The sequence below is a fragment of the Ramlibacter sp. JJN2-2R genome, from assembly GCF_057747835.1.
In genome coordinates this window covers 3,135,708-3,157,121 of sequence record NZ_CM173226.1, presented here as the reverse complement: position 1 = coordinate 3,157,121, position 21,414 = coordinate 3,135,708, and the positions used below count along the sequence as shown (strand labels likewise).

General features: G+C 71.6%; 20 protein-coding genes. 13 read left to right on the top strand and 7 right to left on the bottom strand.

Annotated features, from left to right (window positions below; all coding sequences use genetic code 11):
* Nucleotides 1-78: 78 nt before the first annotated feature.
* From AC3ANR_RS15260 to AC3ANR_RS15245, 4 genes are all read left to right on the top strand, one after another.
* A complete protein-coding gene (locus AC3ANR_RS15260) occupies nucleotides 79-1,677 on the top strand; it encodes a hybrid sensor histidine kinase/response regulator (protein WP_488288957.1) in 1,599 nt (532 codons plus the stop codon).
* A 107-nt stretch (nucleotides 1,678-1,784) separates the two neighbouring features.
* Nucleotides 1,785-2,591, top strand: coding sequence for a PPK2 family polyphosphate kinase (locus tag AC3ANR_RS15255; protein WP_488291823.1), 807 nt, complete (start codon nucleotides 1,785-1,787; stop codon nucleotides 2,589-2,591).
* Between the two features lie 103 nt (nucleotides 2,592-2,694).
* Entirely contained in the window at nucleotides 2,695-4,179 is a 1,485-nt protein-coding gene (locus tag AC3ANR_RS15250) for a Ppx/GppA phosphatase family protein (protein WP_488288956.1), read from the top strand.
* A 65-nt stretch (nucleotides 4,180-4,244) separates the two neighbouring features.
* Nucleotides 4,245-4,589, top strand: a complete 345-nt coding sequence (locus AC3ANR_RS15245; protein ID WP_488288955.1) for a hypothetical protein — start codon at nucleotides 4,245-4,247, stop codon at nucleotides 4,587-4,589.
* Between the two features lie 6 nt (nucleotides 4,590-4,595).
* Here the strand turns inward: AC3ANR_RS15245 and AC3ANR_RS15240 are convergent, their stop codons facing one another.
* Together AC3ANR_RS15240 and ppk1 are read right to left on the bottom strand one after the other, a co-directional pair.
* Nucleotides 4,596-5,057: a SixA phosphatase family protein gene (locus AC3ANR_RS15240; protein WP_488288954.1), complete on the bottom strand. Its 462-nt coding sequence runs from the start codon at nucleotides 5,055-5,057 to the stop codon at nucleotides 4,596-4,598.
* Complete coding sequence (gene ppk1, locus AC3ANR_RS15235; RefSeq protein ID WP_488288953.1) at nucleotides 5,048-7,138, bottom strand: polyphosphate kinase 1; 2,091 nt, start codon at nucleotides 7,136-7,138, stop codon at nucleotides 5,048-5,050. Before ppk1 ends, AC3ANR_RS15240 begins: the two co-directional genes overlap by 10 nt.
* Before the next feature lie 129 nt (nucleotides 7,139-7,267).
* On the opposite strand from ppk1, the gene AC3ANR_RS15230 reads away from it, so the two are divergent.
* Complete coding sequence (locus tag AC3ANR_RS15230; protein WP_488288952.1) at nucleotides 7,268-8,737, top strand: CYTH and CHAD domain-containing protein; 1,470 nt, start codon at nucleotides 7,268-7,270, stop codon at nucleotides 8,735-8,737.
* Nucleotides 8,738-8,794: 57 nt separating this feature from the next.
* On the opposite strand, the gene AC3ANR_RS15225 is transcribed toward AC3ANR_RS15230, so the two are convergent.
* On the bottom strand, nucleotides 8,795-10,744 hold the full coding sequence (locus AC3ANR_RS15225) for a PhoX family protein (RefSeq protein ID WP_488288951.1): 1,950 nt from the start codon (nucleotides 10,742-10,744) through the stop codon (nucleotides 8,795-8,797).
* Nucleotides 10,745-11,111: 367 nt separating this feature from the next.
* Between AC3ANR_RS15225 and AC3ANR_RS15220 the strand changes: the two genes are divergently transcribed.
* The 7 genes from AC3ANR_RS15220 to serA all read left to right on the top strand — a co-directional run bounded on the left by AC3ANR_RS15220 (nucleotide 11,112) and on the right by serA (nucleotide 16,117).
* A complete protein-coding gene (locus tag AC3ANR_RS15220) occupies nucleotides 11,112-11,642 on the top strand; it encodes a hypothetical protein (RefSeq protein ID WP_488288950.1) in 531 nt (176 codons plus the stop codon).
* Between the two features lie 43 nt (nucleotides 11,643-11,685).
* Nucleotides 11,686-12,327, top strand: a complete 642-nt coding sequence (locus AC3ANR_RS15215; protein WP_488288949.1) for a hypothetical protein — start codon at nucleotides 11,686-11,688, stop codon at nucleotides 12,325-12,327.
* Nucleotides 12,328-12,438: 111 nt separating this feature from the next.
* Nucleotides 12,439-12,984, top strand: coding sequence for a hypothetical protein (locus tag AC3ANR_RS15210; RefSeq protein WP_488288948.1), 546 nt, complete (start codon nucleotides 12,439-12,441; stop codon nucleotides 12,982-12,984).
* A 137-nt stretch (nucleotides 12,985-13,121) separates the two neighbouring features.
* Nucleotides 13,122-13,472: a hypothetical protein gene (locus AC3ANR_RS15205; RefSeq protein WP_488288947.1), complete on the top strand. Its 351-nt coding sequence runs from the start codon at nucleotides 13,122-13,124 to the stop codon at nucleotides 13,470-13,472.
* A gap of 243 nt (nucleotides 13,473-13,715) precedes the next feature.
* Nucleotides 13,716-13,982, top strand: a complete 267-nt coding sequence (locus AC3ANR_RS15200; RefSeq protein ID WP_488288946.1) for a hypothetical protein — start codon at nucleotides 13,716-13,718, stop codon at nucleotides 13,980-13,982.
* Nucleotides 13,983-14,215: 233 nt separating this feature from the next.
* Nucleotides 14,216-14,731, top strand: a complete 516-nt coding sequence (locus AC3ANR_RS15195; protein ID WP_488288945.1) for a TonB family protein — start codon at nucleotides 14,216-14,218, stop codon at nucleotides 14,729-14,731.
* Between the two features lie 150 nt (nucleotides 14,732-14,881).
* A complete protein-coding gene (gene serA / locus AC3ANR_RS15190; RefSeq protein ID WP_488288944.1) occupies nucleotides 14,882-16,117 on the top strand; it encodes a phosphoglycerate dehydrogenase in 1,236 nt (411 codons plus the stop codon).
* Between the two features lie 272 nt (nucleotides 16,118-16,389).
* On the opposite strand, the gene AC3ANR_RS15185 is transcribed toward serA, so the two are convergent.
* Both AC3ANR_RS15185 and AC3ANR_RS15180 read right to left on the bottom strand, forming a co-directional pair.
* Nucleotides 16,390-16,623, bottom strand: coding sequence for a DUF2630 family protein (locus AC3ANR_RS15185; protein ID WP_488288943.1), 234 nt, complete (start codon nucleotides 16,621-16,623; stop codon nucleotides 16,390-16,392).
* A 64-nt stretch (nucleotides 16,624-16,687) separates the two neighbouring features.
* Complete coding sequence (locus AC3ANR_RS15180; RefSeq protein ID WP_488288942.1) at nucleotides 16,688-17,662, bottom strand: Bug family tripartite tricarboxylate transporter substrate binding protein; 975 nt, start codon at nucleotides 17,660-17,662, stop codon at nucleotides 16,688-16,690.
* 155 nt (nucleotides 17,663-17,817) lie between these two features.
* Between AC3ANR_RS15180 and AC3ANR_RS15175 the strand changes: the two genes are divergently transcribed.
* Nucleotides 17,818-19,245 (top strand): MmgE/PrpD family protein, encoded by a 1,428-nt coding sequence (locus AC3ANR_RS15175; protein ID WP_488288941.1) that lies wholly within the window; start codon nucleotides 17,818-17,820, stop codon nucleotides 19,243-19,245.
* Nucleotides 19,246-19,303: 58 nt separating this feature from the next.
* On the opposite strand, the gene AC3ANR_RS15170 is transcribed toward AC3ANR_RS15175, so the two are convergent.
* Together AC3ANR_RS15170 and AC3ANR_RS15165 are read right to left on the bottom strand one after the other, a co-directional pair.
* A complete protein-coding gene (locus AC3ANR_RS15170; protein ID WP_488288940.1) occupies nucleotides 19,304-20,236 on the bottom strand; it encodes a WD40/YVTN/BNR-like repeat-containing protein in 933 nt (310 codons plus the stop codon).
* A gap of 653 nt (nucleotides 20,237-20,889) precedes the next feature.
* On the bottom strand, nucleotides 20,890-21,363 hold the full coding sequence (locus tag AC3ANR_RS15165; RefSeq protein ID WP_488288939.1) for a DUF3237 domain-containing protein: 474 nt from the start codon (nucleotides 21,361-21,363) through the stop codon (nucleotides 20,890-20,892).
* Nucleotides 21,364-21,414: the final 51 nt, after the last annotated feature.

The window sequence follows — 21,414 nt, the reverse complement described above, 5'->3', positions numbered from 1 at the left end:
AGAAACAGGCCATGCAGCGTCGCTGGTCGATGACGCCATTGCCCTCGGGGCGGGGGTGTGGCGATGGGCCGTGAGGAAATGACCCAGGTCGCGGCCGCCGAGCCGTTGGAACAGCGCGCCGACGCGTTGCCGCCGGCGCGGGCGGCGGAGCCGGGGCCGCCGGCCGACCACATCTCCTGCGCGGCGGATTTCGATGCCGAGCGCTGCCGGGCGCTCATGCGGGTGCTCACCTCCATCGTCTGGATCACCAGCGACGACGGCCGGTTCACCACGTTCCAGCCCTCGTGGTCGTCGTACACCGGCCAGGGCTGGGCCGAGCAGGAAGGCCTGGGCTGGCTCGATGCCGTGCATCCGGACGACCGCGAACCGCTCGTCGCCGCCCTGGTCGCCGCCCGCCAGAGCCAGCGCGTGTACTTCGTCAGCGGGCGGCTGTGGAATGCGCCTACCCAGAGCTACCGCCGCGTCGAGGCCCGAGGCGCGCCGATCGTCGATGCGTCCGGACGGCTCAAGGAGTGGGTGGGCACCTGCAAGGACGTCGAGGACCTGGTGTCGGCCGAACAGGTGCTGCGCGACTCGGACCGCCGCAAGGACGAATTCATCGCCGCGCTGGCGCACGAACTGCGCAACCCGCTGGCGCCGATCCGCAACGCGGCGCAGATCCTCAAGCTGCGCGGCAGCGGCGACATGCAACTGAGCTGGGCCCGCTCGGTCATCGAGCGGCAGGTGGGGCAGATGGCGCACCTGCTGGACGACCTGCTGGACGTCAGCCGCATCGCGCGCAACAAGATCCAGCTGAACAAGTCCCGGGTCACGCTGGACTCCGTGCTGGACACCGCCATCGAGAGCAGCCGGCCGCAGTGGGAACAGCAGGGCCAGCATTTCGAGCTGAACATGCTGAGCGGGCCGATCTATGTCGATGCCGACCCGGCCCGGCTGGCGCAGGCGTTCACCAACCTGCTGACCAACGCCGCCAAGTACACCGACAGCGGCGGGCGCATCGGGCTGACCGTGCGCCGGGAAGGCGCGATGGCCGTGGTGGTGGTCGAGGACAACGGCATCGGGATCAGCCCCGAGATGATGCCGCGGCTGTTCGAGATGTTCAGCCAGGCACCGGCGGCGCTGGAGCGCTCGCAAGGCGGCCTGGGGATCGGGCTGTCCATCGTTCGGGCCCTGGTGCACATGCACGGCGGCACCGTGGAAGCACGCAGCGAGGGACTGGGCCGGGGGAGCACGTTCACCGTCAAGCTGCCCGCGGCCGCGCAGCGGCTGGCGCCCCACCCGCCCGCGGCCGCCATGGCCCGGGCCGGTGCCAGCCTGAAGGTGCTGGTGGCCGACGACAACGCCGATGCGGCCGAAACCACCTCGGTGCTGCTGGAGATGCTGGGCCACGACGTGCGGGTGGCGCGCGATGGCGAGGAGGCACTGCAGATCGCCAGCCGCTTCGCGCCCGACGTCGCCCTGCTGGACATCGGCATGCCCAAGCGCAACGGCTACGAGGTGGCCACCGAGCTCAAGGCCGCCGATCCCGACATCACGCTGGTGGCGATCACCGGCTGGGCCCAGATCGAGGACATGAAGCGGGCCGTGGGCGCCGGCTTCGACCAGCACCTGGTCAAGCCGGTCGATCCGGACCAGCTCGTGGCCCTGCTGGCACAGTTGCGCCGGCCGGCGCGCTAGCACCGGATGCGCAGCATCGCCATGCCCGGCCCCGGGACCCGCCTTTAGACTGCGCCGTGGCCAAGAAAAAACGCAACGGCGATCCCGCCTCGTCCCTGGCGGAGGCGATGCAGCCCTGGCGACGCGATGCGCCGGATCCTGCGTTCACGCTGGCGTCGTTCGATCCCGCGGCCAAGCCGCTGTCCGGCGGCGACAAGCAGGACGACCGTGAGCAGGTGGATCGCCTCGCGCTCGAACTCGACGGGCTGCAGAACCTGCTGTATGCCGACCGCCGCTACAAGCTCCTGGTCGTACTGCAGGGCCTGGACACCAGCGGCAAGGACGGCACCTTGCGCACCGTGTTCGGCCGCATGAGCCCGATCGGGGTGCGCACCGTCGCCTGGAAGGCGCCGACCGAAACCGAGCGCGCGCACGACTTCCTCTGGCGCATCCACCACGAAGTGCCCGGCGCGGGCGAGATCGTCGCCTTCAACCGCAGCCATTACGAGGACGTGCTGGTGCCGGTGGTCACCGGCGCCATCGACGCCGCCGAGCAGCAGCGGCGCTTCGCCCAGATCAACGACTTCGAGCGGCTGCTTGCCGAAAGCGGCACGGTGGTGCTGAAGTTCCTGCTGCACATCTCCAGGCAGGAGCAGGGCCTGCGCCTGCAGGAGCGGCTGGACGACCCGACCAAGCGCTACAAGTTCCAGCGCGGCGACCTGGACGTGCGCAAGCAGTGGGACGCGTACCAGCAGGCCTATTCGCAGGCCGTGGCCGCCACCTCCACGGCCTGGGCGCCCTGGACCATCGTGCCGTCCGATTCCAAGACGCACCGCAACCTGATGGTCGCGCTGGCGATGCGCGATGCGCTCGGCGCGCTCGACCTGCGGTATCCGGACGAGGATCCGACGCTACGCGGGCTGAAGGTGCAGTAGGCAAGGCGTGCCGCGGCCACCGCGGCCACCGCGGCCACCGCGGCCACCGCGGCCACCGCGGCGAAAGTGGCGGTGCTATGCTGGACTGCACCCCTCGCCTCGCATGAAGAACGGTACCCTGCTCGCCGCCGTCGACCTCGGCTCCAACAGCTTCCGGCTCGAGATCGCCCGGCTCGATCACGGGCAGATCGTGCGGGTCGAATACCTGAAGGAATCGGTCCGCCAGGGCAACGGCCTGGACGGGGACCGCAACCTCACGGCCGAGGCCATGCAGCGTGGCTGGGCGTGCCTGGCGCGCTTTGCCGAGCGGCTGGCCGGATTCGATGCGTCGCAGGTGCGCGCCGTGGCCACGCAGACGCTTCGCGAAGCCCGCAACCGCGACGTGTTCCTGCAGCGGGCCGGCCAGATCCTGGGGTTTCCCATCGTCGTGATCTCCGGCCGCGAAGAGGCGCGGATGATCTACCAGGGCGTGGCCCACCTGCTGCCGCAGTCCGACGAGAGGCGGCTGGTGGTGGACATCGGCGGCGGCTCGACCGAGCTCATCCTGGGGCGCGGCTACGACGCCGAGGTCACCGAGAGCTACCGCGTCGGCAGCGTGGCCTGGTCGATGCGCTATTTCCCGGACGGTGTGTTCACCCGCGAGGCGTTCGAACGCGCGCAGATCGCCGCGCAGGCCGTGCTCGATGAAGCGCTGGCCTCGTATTCGCCCGGCCGCTGGGACGTGGCCTACGGATCGGCCGGAACGATCGGCGCCGTCTCCGACGTGCTGGCCGCCGCCGGGCGGACCGACGGCGACATCACGCCGGCGGCGCTGGACTGGTTGCTGGAGCAGCTGCTGCAGGCGCGCCATGCTTCGCGCGTGCGGCTGGCGGCGCTGAAGGACGACCGCCGCCCGGTCATCGGCGGCGGGGTCAGCGTGCTGCGCGCCGTGGTCGCGCTGCTGGGCATCGAGCGCCTGCGGCCGGCCCAGGGCGCGCTGCGCCACGGCGCGCTCTTCGACCTGCTGGACCGCGAGCACGCCGACACCGACGTGCGCGAGAACACGGTCGAGCGGCTGGCACGCAAGTTCGCGGTCGACGCGTCTCAGGCCGAGCGGGTCAGCCGGGTGGCGTGCCAGCTGCTGGGCCAGCTCGGCGCCGGCGCGGATGCGCAGGACCGCTGGCAGGACGAGCGCAACCTGCGCTGGGCGGCCCGGCTGCACGAGATCGGCAGCCTCATCTCGCACAGCGACGCCCACAAGCACGGCGCCTACATCCTGGACAACGCCGACGCGGCGGGCTTCGCCCAGCCGGAGCTGCATCACCTCAGCCTGCTGGTGCTGGGACACCGCGGCAAGCTGCGCAAGCTGGAGGCCGATTTCGACGACGTGCGCTTCGTGCACCAGCTGCTGTGCCTGCGGCTGGCCGTCGTCCTGTGCCACGCGCGCCGCGACCCCGAGCTGCATGGCGTGCGGTTGCGCGCGGCGCACCGGCAGTTCGAGGTCGCCGTGCCGCCCTCGTGGGCGGCCGCGTTCCCGCAGTCGCTGCACTTGCTGCGCGAGGAAGGCGTCGCCTGGCAGAAGACGCCCTGGGGCTTCGCGCTGGCCTGACGCCGGCGATCGCGGACAGGCACCGGGAACCGATTCGTTGTCGTTGAAGGGAAGGAATCCGGATCATGGCGAGCACCAAGAACAGCGCGGCCCCGGCCGCGAACCCGGGCGCGAAGACGCCCGTCGCCGCGGCATCGCAGCTGGCGGCGCAGCAGCCGGCCGCAGCGGTCGGCGCGGACGGCGGCAAGAAGCCGAAGCTGGTCCGCGACAGCTTCAAGATGCCCAAGTCGGAACACGCGGCCCTGGACGAGCTCAAGCAGCGGGCCGCCAGGCTCGGGCGCCCGACCAGGAAGAGCGAGGTGCTGCGCGCTGGCGTGCAGGCCCTGGCCGCCATGGGCGACGCGGCCTTCCTCGCCAGCCTGGGCACGCTGCCGGCCACCAGGAAGGCCAAGCGGCCCGCCAAGGCCTGAGGCGCGTCAGTCGGCCTCGGGCGACTGCACCGCCCGGATCTCCGCCGCCTGCTGGCCGCCGCGCACGCGGGCGAGCAGCCACCAGGCCGCACCCTTGCGGATGGCGCAGTTGTCGTCCTTCAGGCGCAGCAACTGCGCGAGCGCGTCGCCGAGCGCGGGCTGGTGGCCCACGACCAGCACCGGCCGGCTGGCAGAGGGCCACTGCGCGGCCCGCAGCAGGTCCGCGGCCGGGCGGCCCTGGGCCAGTTCATCGCGCAGCATGAACGGCCGGCCCAGGCGCAGCGCCGTCTGCTGGCAGCGCAGCGCGGGACTGCACAGCACGAGCGTGTCCGCGGGCAGGTTCCGGTCCAGCCACCTGCCGACCCGTGCGGCCTGCGCTTCGCCCCGGCGCGTGAGCGCGCGATCGACGTCCGCCAGGCCGTCCCGCGCGTCCTCGGCTTCGGCGTGGCGCCAGAAGATCATTTCCATGGTGCAACCTCCGTCTCGCCCGGTGGGGCGCCATAGCGCGCCATCAGGGCATCCTGCGCGCCGTGGGCGTCGGGATCTTCGGCGCCCTTGACGCGCCGGTAGGTGCCGTCCGGCTGCAGGTCCCACGCGTCGCGCTTGTCGTGCAGGTAGGCGAGCAGGCACTCGTCGACCAGCCGCTGGCGCAGCCGTGCGTTGCGCACCGGCCAGGCCAGCTCGACCCGGCGCAGCATGTTGCGGTTCATCCAGTCGGCGCTGGACAGGTAGAGCTCCTCCGCTTCGCCGCTGCGGAAGTAGAAGAGGCGCGAGTGCTCCAGGAAGCGGCCGATCACCGAGCGCACGCGGATGTTCTCCGTCAGCCCGGCAACGCCCGCCGGCAGCATGCAGGCGCCGCGGATGATGAGATCGACGCGCGCGCCGCGCTTGCCCGCCCGCACCAGCGCCTCCATCAGCGGCTCGTCCGTCAACGCATTCATCTTCAGCACGATGCGGGCATCCTGGCCGTTGGCCGCCGCGGTGCCGACTTCGTCGATCCGCTCGATCAGCTTGCGCTGCAGGTGGAACGGCGCCAGCCAGACGTGGTGCAGCCGCGGCAGCCGGCTCTGGCTGGCCAGGTGGACGAACACCTGCTCGATGTCGGCGGTCAGCTGCGGATCCGCCGTCAGGTGGCTGATGTCGGTGTACAGCCGCGCGGTGCGCGGGTTGTAGTTGCCGGTGGACAGGTGCGCGTAGCGCACGAGGGCCGAGCCCTCGCGCCGCGTCACCAGCAGCATCTTGGCGTGGGTCTTCAGGCCGACCACGCCATAGACGACCTGGGCGCCCACCGCTTCGAGGGCCTCGGCCCAGTTGATGTTCGCCTCCTCGTCGTAGCGGGCCTTGAGTTCCACCACCACGGTCACTTCCTTGCCCTCGCGCACGGCCTCCTGCAGCAGCTCGACGATCTGCGAGTCGTTGCCGGTTCGGTAGATGGTCTGCTTGATGGCGAGCACCTGCGGATCGCGCACGGCCTCGCGCAGGAAGGCGAGCACGCCCTCGAAGCTCTCGAAGGGATGGTGCATCAGCACGTCGTCCTTCTTCACCTGCTCGAACACGGGCCGGCCCGGCACGAGGGCGCGCGGATAGCTGGCCGTGTAGGGCGGAAACAGCAGCTTGGGTGCGTCGACCAGGTCGATCATCTGCTGCAGGCGCACCAGGTTGACCGGCCCGTGCACGCGGTAAAGGGCGGCGTCGGGCAGGCCGAACTGCGTGAGCAGGAAGGTCGACAGGTGCTGCGAGCAGCCGGCCGACACCTCCAGGCGCACGGCCTGGCCGTAATGGCGGTGCTGCAGGCCCAGGCGCAGGGCGGTGCGCAGGTTGCGCACCTCCTCCTCGCCGAGCGCCAGCTCCGAATGGCGCGTGAGGCGGAACTGCGAGAACTGGCCGACGTCGCGGCCGGGGAACAGCAGGTCGAGATGGGCGCGGATCACGCTGGACAGCGACACCAGCAGCTGCCGCTTGCCCGCCACGGCGGCCGGCATGCGGATCAGGCGCGGCAGCACGCGCGGCACCTTGACGATGGCGATCTCGTTCTCGCGGCCGAAGGCATCCTTGCCGGCGAGCCGGACGATGAAGTTCAGCGACTTGTTGGCCACTTGCGGAAAGGGGTGGGCCGGGTCCAGCGCGACCGGGATCAGCAGGGGGTGCACCTCGCGGTCGAAGTAGTCCCGCACCCAGGCCTTCTGTGCGGCGTTGCGCTCGCCGTGCGAGACGATCGCGATGCCCTGCCTGGCGAACGCCGGCATGAGCTCGTCGTTGTAGAGCGCGTACTGGCGCCCGACCAGGCGGTGCGCGGCGGCGGACAGCTTCTCGAAGCTTCGAACGCTGCAGGGGCCCTTGGGTTCGCCCGCGAGGGCGGCCGAGAGATGGTCGGCCACGCGCACCTCGAAGAACTCGTCCAGGTTCGACGACACGATGGCCAGGAAGCGCAGGCGCTCCAGCAGGGGAACGCCGGGCCGGTGCGCCCAGTCGAGCACCCGTTCGTTGAATGCCAGGATCGCATGGTCCCGGTCGAGGAAGGGCTCGGTGGCCAAGGCGCTGTCGCACATGCAGGTGTCAGGAATGTGACGATACCGCGGGAGTGTCGACTTCAGGTGTGACAGGACGGTGACGTCGGTCCGCCGACGGCACGCGGTCGCCCCGTGCCGCCTGGATGCGCCGCACAATCGTTGGCCACCATGACCGAGTTCGAACTCAAGTTCCAGGTGCCGCCCGAACGCGCGGACGCGGTCGAAAGGGCGCTGGATCCGGACCGGGCCGAACGCCTGCCGCTGCGTGCACGCTACTTCGACACGCCGGACGAGGCGCTGGCGCAGTCGGGCCTGGTCCTGCGCCTGCGGCAGGAGGGCCGCCACTGGGTGCAGACCGCCAAGGGCCCCGGGAGCGGCGCGTTCGAGCGCCTCGAGCACAACGCGCCCGTCGCCCACGGCGACAGCGCCCGGCCCGACCCGCAGCTGCATGCCGGGCATCCGGTGGCCCAGGCGCTGCGTGCGGCACTCGATCGCGCCCAGGGTGAGCTGCAGCCCACCTTCGAGACGGATGTGGTCAGGCTCGCGCGGACGTTCGACAGCGCCGGCGCCACGGTGGAGGTGGCGTTCGACCGCGGAGAGATCCGCGCGGCGGGCCGGTCGCTGCCGGTGCTCGAAGTCGAGTTCGAACTCAAGGGCGGCAGCCCCGTGGCGCTGCTCGGACTGGCGCGGCGCTGGTGCGAGGAGCACGCCCTGTGGCTCGACCCGGTGTCCAAATCCATGGCGGGCCGGCGCCTCGCGCACGGCAGCCTCGAAGCCCCGCCCACGCAGGCTACGTCCGTGTCCGCGCCGCGCACGTCGGCGGCGCTGGTGGCGGCGATGCTCGAATCGGCGCTGCAGCAGGTGCTGGGCAATGCCCGGGAACTGGCGCTGGGGCAGGGTGGCGACGAACACATCCACCAGCTGCGCGTCGGCCTGAGGCGGTTGCGCAGCACGTTGCGCGAACTGCGCGGGACCAGCCTGGTCGGCGACCTGGAGGCCGAGGTCGACGCGCAACTGCGTGGCCTGTTCGCCGTGCTGGGCGCGCACCGCGACCGCGCGACGCTGCTGCCGGGCCTGCAGGAGGAACTCGCCCGCCACGGCGACCCGGCCGCGCCCTGGCGCCCCGAGCTGCCGGACGTGGGGGCGGCCATCCGCGAGGCCTCGTTCCAGCTGGCGGCGCTGCAGGTGATCGCGAGGATCCAGCAGCTTCGCGAGCTCGATGCCGGCGGCACGGCCGAGGGCTGGAAGCCGCTGCGCAAGCTGGCCCGCGCGCGGCTGGCGAAGCTGCACCGCAACGTCGTCCGGGATGGGCGGCGCTTCGAGGAGCTGCCGCAACCGCAGCGCCACCGGGTCCGCAAGCGCCTGAAGCGCCTGCGCTACTTCGCCGAGCTCGCCCGCCCGCTGTTCGCGGGCCGCAAGGTGGATCGCTACGTGCGTTCGCTCAAGGCGCTGCAGGATGCGCTCGGCCGCTACCAGGACCTGGCGGTGGCCAAGGCGCTCTACATCGAACGGGCCGGCACCGATCCGGCCGCCTGGTTCGGGGTCGGATGGCTCGCCGCTCGCGAACCGGTCCAGGCGCGCGAGTGCGCCGAGGCCTGCCGCGGCATGCGACGGCGCGCCGGGCCGTTCTGGGACTGACGCGCGCGATGGCCGAGGAAGCCCGGGCCGGGGCAGCCCGGCGCGGGCAGGCGCGCGTCAGCCCTGGCGCGACAGCCGCATCTGCCGGCCGTCGCCGGTGAGGTAGCCGACGGCCGCGGCGCTGCGGTTCTTGTAGTTGGCGCGCACCAGCGGGTCGAGCGTCGCCTTCACCTTGTCGTGCAGCGGGGTCTCCCAGTCGCCGGGGTGCTGGAAGTTGCTCATGATGTATGTCCAGCCGTTGATCTCGTCCACCGCCTGCAGGCCGGTGGATTCGGCGCCGGACGGCGTGGACAGGAGGCGGCTGAGCTGCTTGCTGTCGACGTTGTACGCCCACAGGAAGTTGTTGACGTGCATGCCGCTGTCCTCGCCGATGAACAGCGTGCGCAGCTTCTCCGAGAACTTGATGTTGTCGGGATTGGCGATCTTGTCCGCGTTGGCGAGGTTGCCCAGTGCGTCGGCCGAGGCCAGGTCTTCGCCCAGCAGCATGGCCGCCATGTCCACGGGGACCCACTCGCTGGCGATGTCGGCGCCGGTGTCGTCCTTCTGGCCGCCCTTCAGGTTGAGCGCGTAGACGGCCCCGGCCTTGGGCCCCGTCACCTTGATGTCGGTGGTGCCGTCGACCATCGAGGCCTGGATGTAGGACATGGCCGAATAGGCGACCTTGTCCTTCGTGTTGACCGTGGTGGCTTCCATCTTGGTGAAGCCCAGGCTGCCCCCCTTGAAGGCGGCATAGCGGTGCGTCTCCAGGAACGCGGCCGCCTTCTCCTGGCCGGGGACGAACTTCACCCAGTTGTCCTTGCCCGAGAACCGGATGCGGGTGTAGCTCGCATCCAGCGGGTCGGCCGTCTTCGCGTCGACGATCGATGCGGCGCCGAGGGTGTCGGCCAGCGCCTGGATCTCGTCGCTGGTCGCATGGCCCAGGCGGATCCAGGACAGCAGCGCCGAACCGCCGTTGGCCGAAGTCTGCTGCTTCCACTTGGCCACGTACAGCGTGCCGGCCGAGAGGTCGCGCGCCTGGTCGGCCACGAACATGAACAGGCCGCCGTTGGTCGCGTCGTCGCCCATCAGCACGGTGCGTTCGTCGGGCATGACCTGCACCAGCTCGTGCGAGATGCGGCCCAGGCAGTAGTGCTTGCGGATCGTGCCGGTGCCGTCCGGCCGCACGGTCACTTCGGGCAGGTGGCCGTAGTGGTAGGGCCGGGCACGCGCCGCGTCGCCATAGAGGTTCGTGCTGAACGCCTGCAGCTGCGCGTTCGTCGCGAGCGTGGCGTCCGGCTCGTACTCCTCGCTCGAGAGGTGCGTGCCCCAGGGCGACAGGCTGGCCCCGCAGGTGATCCACAGGCCGTGGACGGCGGCGGTGTCCACGGTGGCGTACTTGACCAGCGCCAGGCGCCCCGTGGCGGGATCCTGGTCGAGCGTGAGCACGGCGATCTGCGACGGCAGCCGGCCGTAGGCGGAATTGCCGGCGTTGTCGCGGCTCGTGTACTCGAACTGCACCACGGCGAACACCGGGTTGCCCTTCACGCCGGCGACGCTGGCATTGGGCACGGTCAGCAGCGACATGCCGTCCGGCGCGTCCGAGTAGAACTGCCGCTCCTGGCCCGCGACGGAGCGGTCGATGATCGGCTGCTTGTCGATGTCGTAGTAGCCGCCCGCCAGCGTGGTGCCGCCCTTGCCGTCGGGCACCTGGTCGCCGGTGGTGAAGAAGGGCTGGTAGGCGAGCTGGTAAGTGTCCTGCGTGCCGTTGGCGTAGCGCACCACCATCGTCGAGGCGACGCTGGTGGTGGCCATGGCGGCGGGGTTGGCGAGCGACGGCGCGGCCATGGGCAGGAAGTCCACGCCGGCGAAGTCGGCCCGGGCGGCCTGTGCGGCCAGGGCCGACTGGGAGCCGCCACCGCCGCAGGCCGCAAGCGGGACCACGGCGAGCGTGGACGTCAGGGGCAGCAGCGGGGCTCCGGCCAGGGCCTGGAGGATGCGGCGGCGGGACAGGGGAGTGGCTTGGGTCATGGATGAAGTGGTGGCGGACAGGAGGTTCGTGCTCGAGGAGCGCTGGGGTCGACGCGGCGCGGGCCATGCGAAGACGGGCACAGTGTCTTGCGGGGCAATGTCAGTTTCGTGACGCGCGAAGACGCGGTGAGGGGGCGCACGCGGACGTCGCAAGAGCCGCACCGGCAACTGCTGCACTCAGGGCAGGTACTGGCCTTGCCGCCCATGACCGGCGACACTTCGGCCATGACGCTTGTCCATCGCCTGCGCATCCACCACGCCGGCTTCGCGCTGGCACTGGGCTTCCTGGCCTGGCGCGCTCCCGGCAGCGGCGGCGGCGCAGGCATGCCGCGCCGCCGCGGTCGACGACGCCGCTGCGCAGCGGTTGATGGCGCACCTCGACCGCACCTTCGGGCGCGACCCGAGCGCCTCCGGCTATGTCGACGTGCAGGTCGCCACGGCGGCGGTGGCGCATCGGGGGCGATGCCTGACGGCGGTCACGCTCTCGAACGACCGCGAGTTCGGTGGCGGCGCGGTGCTGCTCGATGCGGCGCAGCCCGACGGCCCGCCGCTGGCGGCCTTCGACTACCCGGGGGCGGTCGAGCCGTTCGCCGCCGGGCCCGGCCGCCTGGGCCTGACCTACGCGGTGGTGCGGGGGGCCGGGTTGTACGAGAGCCGTGTCGCCGTCGTCTGCGCGCTGGGCCCCAAGGCCTGGCGCGAATGCCTGAGCGTCACGCGCGACATGCGCACGACGGTGGTGGGACCGGGTTCCTCGCTGCTTGTGACGCAGGAAACGCAGGTTGCGCTGCAAGGCGAGACGCTGGTGCTGCGGCGCACGGTCACGTCCGAGCGTGACGGCAAGGCGCTGCGGCGCGCCGCCACGAGCGTGTCTCGCCTCGCGCTGCCGCCCGTTCCGTGAGGCGATGGCCGCGGCCAACTCCCACCACCGACCACGGGATGCAATGACGCAACGAAGAGCACTCGCACGCCGCAAGCCGCCACTGCCGGCGACCGCCTCCGTCGACGCCGCCACGCGCGTGGCCGAACGGATCCTGGACCTGCTGGGCGACGTGCCCACCTCCACCGAGCGGCGCCACAAGGCGCCCAGGGAGGCGGCGCGCAAGATCGCGGCGAAGGCGGCAGCCAAGGCCGCCGCGGCGGCCGGCACGCTGGCGCTGCCGCCGGGCCCCGCGGGCTGGGTCACCATCCTGCCGGAGATGGTCGCGGTCTGGCGGATCCAGGCACAGATGGTGGCGGACATCTCGGCGGTCCACGGCAAGAAGGCCACGCTGACGCGCGAGCAGATGCTCTATTGCCTGTTCAAGCACACGGCCTCGCAGGCGGTGCGCGACCTGGTCGTGCGGGCCGGCGAAAGGTACCTGGTGCGCCAGGCGACGCTGCGGGTGCTGCACTCGGCCACGCGCCGCATCGGCGTGAAGGTCACGCAGGGCGCGCTCGCCAGGGGGCTGGGCCGCTGGTTGCCGATGATCGGCGCGCTCGGTGTCGCGGCCTATGCCTACTTCGACACCGCCCAGGTCGCCGGCGCGGCCATCGACCTGTTCGAGCGCGAGATCGACATCGAGCCGGCGCCGGATGCCGACTGAGCAGGGACGAACACCCGTGTCGCGCTCGTCTCCCGATGCCTCCCCGGAGCGGTCTGCCATCGCGGGCGCCAGGCCTTCGGCTTCGGCAGCTTCCTTCATGGCGTCCACGGCATGAGCCTGCTGGTCATCGCGATCTCGGCGCTGGCGGCGGTCGCCATCGACACCGCGTGGGTCGCACTGTTTCGCGCCCAGCCCGCCGGCAAGTTCAAGCTCGTTCGCCAGGGCAGCGCGATCGTCCGGTTCGCCACCAGCGTCGGCGAGATCGCCATCTATCCGAAGGAACGCCGCTTCGAAGTCCGGCGCGACGCCGCGAGCGAGCAGGCCGCCTTTGCCGACATCCGCGGCCTGGAATACCGCGTGCACGAGAGCCATGCGCTGCTGCAGGAACTGTTCTTCGGCTTCGACCTCACCGACCTGCTGCCTGCCTACCGCGACACCGTCGAGTGGTTCTCGATCGCCGCGGTCACCACCGAAGGGCGACGGATCCCGCTGTACCTGGGTGGCCGCTACTGTCCGCGCGAGTTCCTCCTCGGCTGGTACATCGAGCTGCAGGCATGGGCGCTGCGCAAGGCGGGGCTGCTGACCGACGCCGCCGAGGCGAGCCGCGAGGCGCTGGAGATGCTTCGCGCCCAGCTGGGACGTCCCAACCTGCTCTAGCCGTTTTCTCCCGGGCCCTGTCCCGATTTGCGCCATCGTCGCCAGCCAGCGCACCTCCTTGCCCTGCGCGCCTTGACTTCGGGCGGGCCCGCGCCTAAACCAACGGCCCGCCCTGTCGGCGATGAAGGAGAGATGACATGAGCTCGAACGTGGTCCTGTTCGGCTGGAACCGGTCTTTGCCTGGCCGGGAGCAGCTGAGCGGCAAGCATTTCCAGGAGTTCACCGCCTACCTGGAGGCACAGAAGTCGCAGGGCACCATCGAGTCGTTCGAGCCGGTGCTGCTGGAATCGCACGGCGGCACCGTGAACGGCTTCTTCCTGATCCGCGGCCCGGCCGACAAGCTGGCGGCGATGACCAACTCGCCCGACTGGGTGCAGCACCAGGTTCGCGCCGCGCTGCACCTCGATGGCGCGGCCACCTGGCGCGGCGTGGCCGGCCCGGCCGTGGCCGAGCGCATGGCGATGTGGATGCAGGCGATTCCGAAATAGCGCGGGACTGGATGGCGGGTGGGGCCCGCGATGACCAGAGGACTGAGCTTGACCTCGCATTGGCGCGGTGCTGCGGGCGGGGCGGCTTGTCGGCGGGCCGGCGCCCGGCTAGCATGCCGCCGGTCGAGCCTGCCCGATCCGTGATCGGCCTTTCGGCAACCGCGGTCCGCCCCGCCCTGAATGTCCGCCCCGTCCTCCATCCTCCCCCCACCACACCCGCGCGATCGCTCGCTCCTCGCTGGCGTGGGCTCGCTCGCCTGCATCGCCGGTGTGTGGTTCCTGCCCGCGCTCGATGCGGCCTTGCCCGGGGGCTCGCTGCCATGGCAGGGCGCCCTCCTGGTGTCCGGCACCGGGCTGGCCGTCTGGACGCGTCGGCGCTGGCCGGCGCAGGCGAGGGGCCAGCGCTCCGCTTCGCGGGTCCTCGGGCGCGCCGCTGCCACGCTGGCACTGCTCGGCCTGCTGGTGACGATCGGCGGCTTCGCGTTGCTCGTGGCGATCTGGCCGCGCTGACGCGGCCACGCGTGGCCAGGGCCTGGCGCCAGCAGCCTGACGCCCACGACCCCACGGCCGCCGCGCCGCTTCCTGTCCCTCGCGCGCGCCAGCTCCTCCGTCCCTAGCAGCATTCGTGGTCGTCGTCCACGCCCGTGCGGCTCGTTCGCGGCGCGTGGCGGCTGCGGTACAACCGGCGGCGAGGCGCTTGCCGCATGGGCTCGGGGCGCCGCTGGAATGGACAGGAGGTCCCGATGAAGATGTCGCACCGGCCCTGCATCGCAGCCGCGATCGCCTGCCTGGCTGCCGCCGCCGTCGCCCAGGTGCCGGCGGGACGCTTCAGCCTGCCCGAGCCCGATGCGCCCATCGGCTCGCACATCCGCCGGTATGTGGTGACGGGCTCGCAGTTGCCGCTGGACAAGACGTACGCCGAACTCACGCCGCAGGAGAAGGCGCAGGTGCGTGGCCTCTACGAGGCGATGGGCGAGGGCGACGAGCCGCCGTTTCCCGCCGCGGGCCTCAAGCCGGTCTACGCCGCCATCCAGAAGGGCCAGCAGGTGCTGCTCGTCGAAGGGCAGGTGACCCTCGTCGCCTCCGTGGATCCGGCCGGCGAGGTCTCGGAGGTCCAGGTGGTCGGCTCGCCCAGCCCGGAGATGGCGCGCTACGCCGCGACCGTCCTGATGCAGACCCGGTTCAAGCCGGCCCTGTGCAAGGGGCGGCCCTGCCGCATGGACTACCCGATCCGCATCCGGTTCGACACGTCCCACTGACCACCGGGCGCGCGGTCTTCGCGGCGGCGCCGGCGTGCCGTGCGAGCGCCGCGCCGCCACCGGCCGGAGGTCGGCGCCGGGCCTCGGACAGCGGCGCGCCCGAGTGACCCCACGGCGCGATGCCGCCGCGCGGCGGGACGAGAATGGGCCATGACCACGCCCCGCCATTCGTTCGCCAAGGACAAGCTCAAGTTCGTTCTGCTGGAAGGCATCCATGCCTCGGCGGTCGCCACCCTCGAGGCCGCCGGCTACAGCCAGGTCGTGAGCCTGCCCAAGGCGCTGTCCGGCGACGAGCTGCTCGCCGCCGTGCGGGACGCGCATTTCCTGGGCATCCGCTCGCGCACGCAACTGACCGAGCAGGTGCTCGCACACGCGTCCAGGCTCACCGCCGTCGGCGCCTTCTGCATCGGCACCAACCAGATCGACCTCGGCGCGGCCCTGCACCGCGGCATCCCGGTGTTCAACGCGCCGTTCTCCAACACGCGCAGCGTGGCCGAGCTGGTGCTGGCCGAGATCGTGATGCTGATGCGCGGCATCCCGCACAAGAACGCGGTCCTGCATCGCAACGGCTGGGTCAAGAGCGCCGCCGGCGCCAACGAGGTGCGGGGCAAGACCGTGGGCATCGTGGGCTACGGCCACATCGGCACGCAGGTGGGCATCCTGGCCGAGCAGCTGGGCATGCAGGTGGTGTTCGCCGACGTCGAGACCAAGCTGCCGCTGGGCAATGCGCGCCAGGTGCGGGACCTGAACGCGCTGCTGGAGGTGGCCGACGTCGTCACGCTGCACGTGCCGGAGACGCCGGACACGATGAACATGGTCGGGGCGGCGCAACTGGCGCGCATGAAGCCGGGCAGCCACCTGATCAACGCCTCGCGCGGCACGGTGGTCGACATCGATGCGCTCGCGGCGGCGCTGGAGCGCGGGCAGGTCGCCGGCGCGGCCATCGACGTGTTCCCGGTCGAGCCCAAGGGCAACGACGCGACGTTCGAGTCGCCGCTGACCCGCTTCGACAACGTGCTGCTCACGCCGCACATCGGCGGCTCGACCGCGGAGGCGCAGGAGAACATCGGCCGCGAGGTGGCGGCCAAGCTGGTGCGCTATTCGGACAACGGCTCGACCGTCTCGGCCGTGAACTTTCCCGAGGTGTCGCTGCCCGAGCACACCGGCCGCTCGCGGCTGCTGCACATCCACCGCAACGTGCCCGGCATCCTGGCCGCGGTCAACGAGCGGCTCTCGCGCGCCGGCGTCAACATCGCGGCGCAGTACCTGGGCACGCGCGGCGACATCGGCTACGTGGTGATCGACGTCGACCGCAGCTCGCACGACGTCGCGTCGGAGGAGCTGTGCAACGTACCGGGCACCATCCGCTGCCGGGTGCTGTACTGAGGCGGCACGGGCGCGCTCGCCCCGCTGCGCGCCACCGGCCGGCCGCGGGACTGGATGCCGGGTCAAGCCCGGCATGACAGGACTGGGTGGTGGCCCGGCAGGACGGGACTGGGGGTGGTCTGGCAGGTCAGGGGATGGCCTGGCATGACAGGAGCGGGCGGGTGCCCAGCGGGACGGACTGGCGGGTAGCCTGTCAGGACAGAACTGGACCGATTGCCGCGAAGCCTGTCATGGCGGGCTCGACCCGCCATCCAGTCCGGTGCCTCGTGCGGTCAGCCGGTGTAGTTCTCCACCGTCTGCGGGTCGCGCGGCTGCGCGCTCTCGGGGTCCTCGCCGAACTCGCGCTTGGCGCGGCGCTGGCGCAGCAGGTCCCAGCACTGGTCCAGCTCCTCGCCGATGTGGCGCAGGCGTTCGTCGGCGCCGCCGGCCTGCACCGGGTCGGCGCGCAGCCGGTTCTCTTCCTCGACCAGCTCGTTGATGTGCTGCAGGATGCTTCGGTCGCTCATGGGCGTTCTCCCGGTGGACCGGAGCATCTTAGGCGCGGGCGGCGGCGCCCGCAGCTTGGCAGGATCAATCGGCCTTGATGTTGCCGGCCTTGATCACGCGGGCCCACTTGTCCAGCTCGGCCTTCTGGAAGGCGCCGAGTTCGGCCGGGCTCATGCCCGATGGATCGATGCCCTGCGCCACCAGCCTGGCCTGCGTGTCCGGGTCCTTGATCGCCTTGATCAGCTCGCCCGAGAGGCGGTCGACCACCGGCTGCGGCACCCCCGCCGGCGCGAAGATGGCCTGCCACGACACGATGCTGAAGCCGGGCAGGGTCTCGGCGATGGCGGGCACGTCGGGCAGCGAGTTGGAGCGCTTGTCCGAGGTGACGCCCAGCGCGCGCAGCTTGCCGGACTTGATGTGCGGCAGCGCGGGCGCCAGGTTCTCGAAGATCAGGTCCGCGCCCTGGCCGGACAGCAGCGCATTGAGCGACTCGGCGCTGCTCTTGTACGGCACGTGCACCATCTTGCCGCCGGTCATCTGCTCGAAGAACACGCCCGAGAGGTGCTGCGAGGTGCCGGTGCCCGACGAGGCGTAGTTGATCGAGCCGGGCTTGCCCCTGGCCGCGCCGATCACGTCCTGCATCGTGCGGTAGGGGCTGTCGGCGCGCACCACCAGCACGTTGGGCATGGAGCCGATCATGGTGATCGGCTGGAAGCTGCGGATCGGGTCGTACGGCAGCTTGCTGTACAGGCTGGCGTTGATCGCGTGCGAGCTGATCGTGCCGCCCTGGATGGTGTAGCCGTCCGGCGCCGCCTTGGCGGCCAGGTCCGAGCCGTTGCTGCCGCCCGCGCCCGGCCGGTTCTCGATGACGAACGTGGTGCCCAGCCCCGTGCCGGCCTTGGTGGTCACCAGGCGCGCGAGGATGTCCGTGGTGCCGCCGGGGCCGAACGGCACGATGTACGTGATGGGCTTGGCCGGGTACTTGTCCTGGGCGCTCGCCAGCGGGGCGGCGGCGGCCAGGGCCACGGCGGTGGCGGCCAGAAGGGCGCGGCGTTGCATGCGGTGTCTCCTCGTGGTGCTTGTGCGCGGCATCTTCCCGGCGCCCCACCGGTGCGGGGAGCGGGTCAACCCGGACATCGCGCCCCACGCCGACAGGCGGGCCCGCCGGCCTCCGACCCCGGCCGCCGGCTGGCCCGCCTAGCGTTGGTCGTGCCATGAAAAGCAGACACCGGCCGCCCACCCAGACCGAACAGATCGCCGGCTTCGCCCTGCGCGAGCACGAAGTCGACGCCGACACGCGCGAGCAGCTCAAGCGCCACCTGCTGGACGCGCTGGGCTCGCTGCTCTTTTCGCTGTCGCAGGAGACGCCGCGCGCGCTGCAGCGCCAGATCCGCGCGCTGGGCGAGGGCGGGCGCTGCGTGGTGCCGGCGCTGGGCCCCGTCGCGTTCGACCGCGCCGCCCAGTGGCTCACCGCGCTGATCCGCTATCCGGACTTCATGGACAACTTCCTCGGCCAGGAAGCCACCTGCCACCCGAGCGACAACATCGGCGGGCTGCTGGCGGCCGGGCTGGTGGCCGGCAGTTCGGGCGAGCAGTTCCTCGACGCGATGGCCGTGGCGTACCAGATCGAGTGCCGGCTGACGGACGTGTTCCCGGTCATGCGCAATGGCTTCGACCACACCGTGCTGCTCGCGCAGTCGCAGACCGCGGGCATGGGCCGGCTGCTGGGCGCCGACCGCGACGTGCTGGCCAACGCGCTCGGCATCACCGGCTGCAGTTTCCTGTCGCTGGCGTGCGGGCGCGCCAGCCCGACGCCGCAGTGGAAGGGGTTCGCGTCCTCGCTCACCGCGATGGGCGCGGCCAACTCGCTGATGCTCGCGATGGAGGGGCTGACCGGCCCCGTGCACCTGTTCGAGGGGCCCGTCGGGTACGAGAAGGCGCTGAAGATGAAGCTCGACCACGACTGGTGGAACGAGGGCTTCGACCTCATCCGCTTCTGCATCCTGAAGACCTACAACGCCGAGGTGCATTCACAGTCGTCCATCGATGCCTTGCTGAACGTCAAGCGCGACGTCGCCTTCGCCGCGGACGACGTGGAGCGGATCGAGGCGGAGGTCTTCCACACCTGCTTCAACATCATCGGCGGCGGCGAGTACGGCGACCGGTACGAGGTGCACGGCAAGGAGCAGGCGGACCACAGCCTGCCGTACCTGCTGGCGGTGGCGTTGCTGGACGGGCAGGTGCAGCCGGCGCAGCTGACGCCCGAGCGCATCAGGCGCCGCGACGTGCAGCGGCTGCTGCGCAAGGTGCGCGTGAACACCGTGCTGCCGGGCAAGTCGCCGCTCATGGTGCGCGAGCACCTGGATCCGCTCACGCGCCGGTACCCTGCCTCGATGCCGGTGCGCATCAAGGTGGACCTGCGCGACGGCCGCAGGCTGGAGGCGGTGCAGGAGGACTATCCCGGCTTCTGGCGGCGCCCGCTGGACTGGGCCGCGGTCCAGGGCAAGTTCCGGTTGCTGGCCGAGCCCGTGATGTCGCGCGAGGCCCAGGACCGCGTGATCGCCGCCGTGCACCGGCTCGAGGACGGCGACGTCGCGTCGCTCGTCGCCGCGCTGGGCGACATCCGGGCCGCCGGCGCCTGAGCGGCGCTTAAGGCGGCGGCGGGACCCGCGAGTCCCGCCGCCGCCTTGGCGTCCTGCCTCAGGGCGTGCCCAGCGATCCCGAGAACAGGTACACCTGCCCGTTGCGGCTGGCGAAGGTGCCGGCCGCCAGCACGGCGCGCGTGGCGTTGGCGTCGATCGCGATCGCGCGCCAGTTGGTCTCGCCCGGCGGGGTCGCGAACGTCGAGAACGACTGGCCGCCGTTGGACGACAGCAGCACGCGCCCGGTGGCGTTGGCGGCCGGTTCGTCCGACACCGTGACCGCGATCACGTTGCCGGTGGCCGACATCGAGATCGAGCTGTAGGCGGACGCATTCGACAGGCCGCGCGTCCAGGTGGCGCCGCGGTCGCGCGAGACATAGATGCCGGTGGCGGGGGCCGCGTACTGCTCGTTGCCGACGACCGCGATGGTGTTGCCGTCCTGCGAGACGGCGACGCGGTACCAGCCGCTGGACACCGGGCTGCCGGCAACGCTCATGGCCAGCGGCGCGAAGTTGGCGCCGGCGTCCTGAGACAGGTACAGCCGCCCGCCTTGCGTGGCCGCGACGACGACCGAGCCGTCGGCCGAGCTGTCGATGGCGCGGAAGGAGTCCGTCAGCACGCCGGCGCTGGTACGGGACGCGGCCCAGGTGGCCCCGCCGTCCAGCGAGTAGGCGATCTCGCCGTTCATGATGGCGCTGGCGATGCGCTGCCCGTTGGCCGAGACGGTGACCGACTCGAACTCGCGGCTGTTCATGTTCACCGCCGGCGTCAGCACCTGGGTCCAGGTCGCGCCGCGGTCGTTGGACTGGAACATGCCGCCCGAGTACTGCACGGCCAGCATGCGGTCGCCGGCGGCGCTCATGTCCATCGAGATCCAGTTGCCGCTGGGCGCGGTCGTCGCGCGCCAGCTGGCGCCGCCGTCCGTGGACAGCTCCAGCGGGCCGGGGATGGCGCCGGCCAGCATCACGCTGCCGGTGGGATTGGTCGCCACCCAGTGCCACGTCGTGGAGGGCAGGGAGGTGGTGCTCCAGCCGGCAGGCAGCGGTGCGGGTGCAGGCGCCGGAGCAGGCGCGGGTGCCGGAGCAGGCGCGGGTGCCGGAGCGGGTGCAGGCGCCGGAGCGGGTGCAGGCGCCGGGGCTGGGGCAGGTGCCGGTGCCGGTGCAGGTGCAGGTGCAGGTGCAGGTGCAGGTGCAGGTGCAGGTGCAGGTGCAGGTGCAGGTGCCGGAGCAGGCTCAGGGGACGGCGCGGGTGCGGTGCCCGGCGCGGGTGCCGGGGCCGGTGCCGGGCTCTGGACCTGCGGCGGCTGCGGGCCTTGCCCCGTGGCACCCGTGTCCGTGGCCGGATCGCTTCCCCCGCCGCCGCCACAGGCGGACAGCCACAAGGCCATGAGCGCCACCGGCAGGCGGCGCGACATCTTCAGTTCTCCCTGGATCAAACGAAACTCCCTCGACGACCGATCGCGTCGCGGGTGATGGTCCGCAATCGCGGGCCATCGCGAGGGAGCCGACTCTCAGCAGTTCGTGTAGGACGAGCGCGCGGTGCACCTGACCGACTGGCCCGGCCGGATCATTGACGGCGCGCCGGCGTCCGGGGAGCCGCACGTCGCGCGATGCTCGCCGCAGCGCGGCGCCGGCCATGCGTCCGTCACGCAAGCTCGAAGAACCGCATCTCCACCTGGTCCGGCCGGCGCACGCCCGAGCCGACGAACAGCCGCTCGTTGACCCACGACAGCGTGCGCGAGGCCGTCTCCAGGGCCGGCAGGCAGCGGAAGTACACCAGCGCCGGATCCACCGGCTCGCCCCGCACCAGCCTGGCGGTGACTTCGGCCGAGGCGTGGCGGATCGCCTGGTTGCGCACGTACACCAGGTCGCCGGCATCGGTCTCCAGCACGTAGTGCGCCTGCAGTTCCGCGAGCGTGTCGCCGATCACCAGCTGGTAGTCCGCGCCGCCGGGCAGCACGCGGGCCGTCCAGCCGTCGCCGCGGGCCTGGCCGCCGACGATCGGGATCATGCGGCGCAGGCCGCGCGGCGTGCGCCCGACTTCGATCGGCGTGCCGACCTGCACGGCCAGTTCGGCGAAGGGCTTGAGTTCGGGAACGGGAGCGGAAGACAGGGACATGGCAGGGGCAGGAGTGGTGCGGATGCGCGCCAGCATACGTCCTGCCTAGAA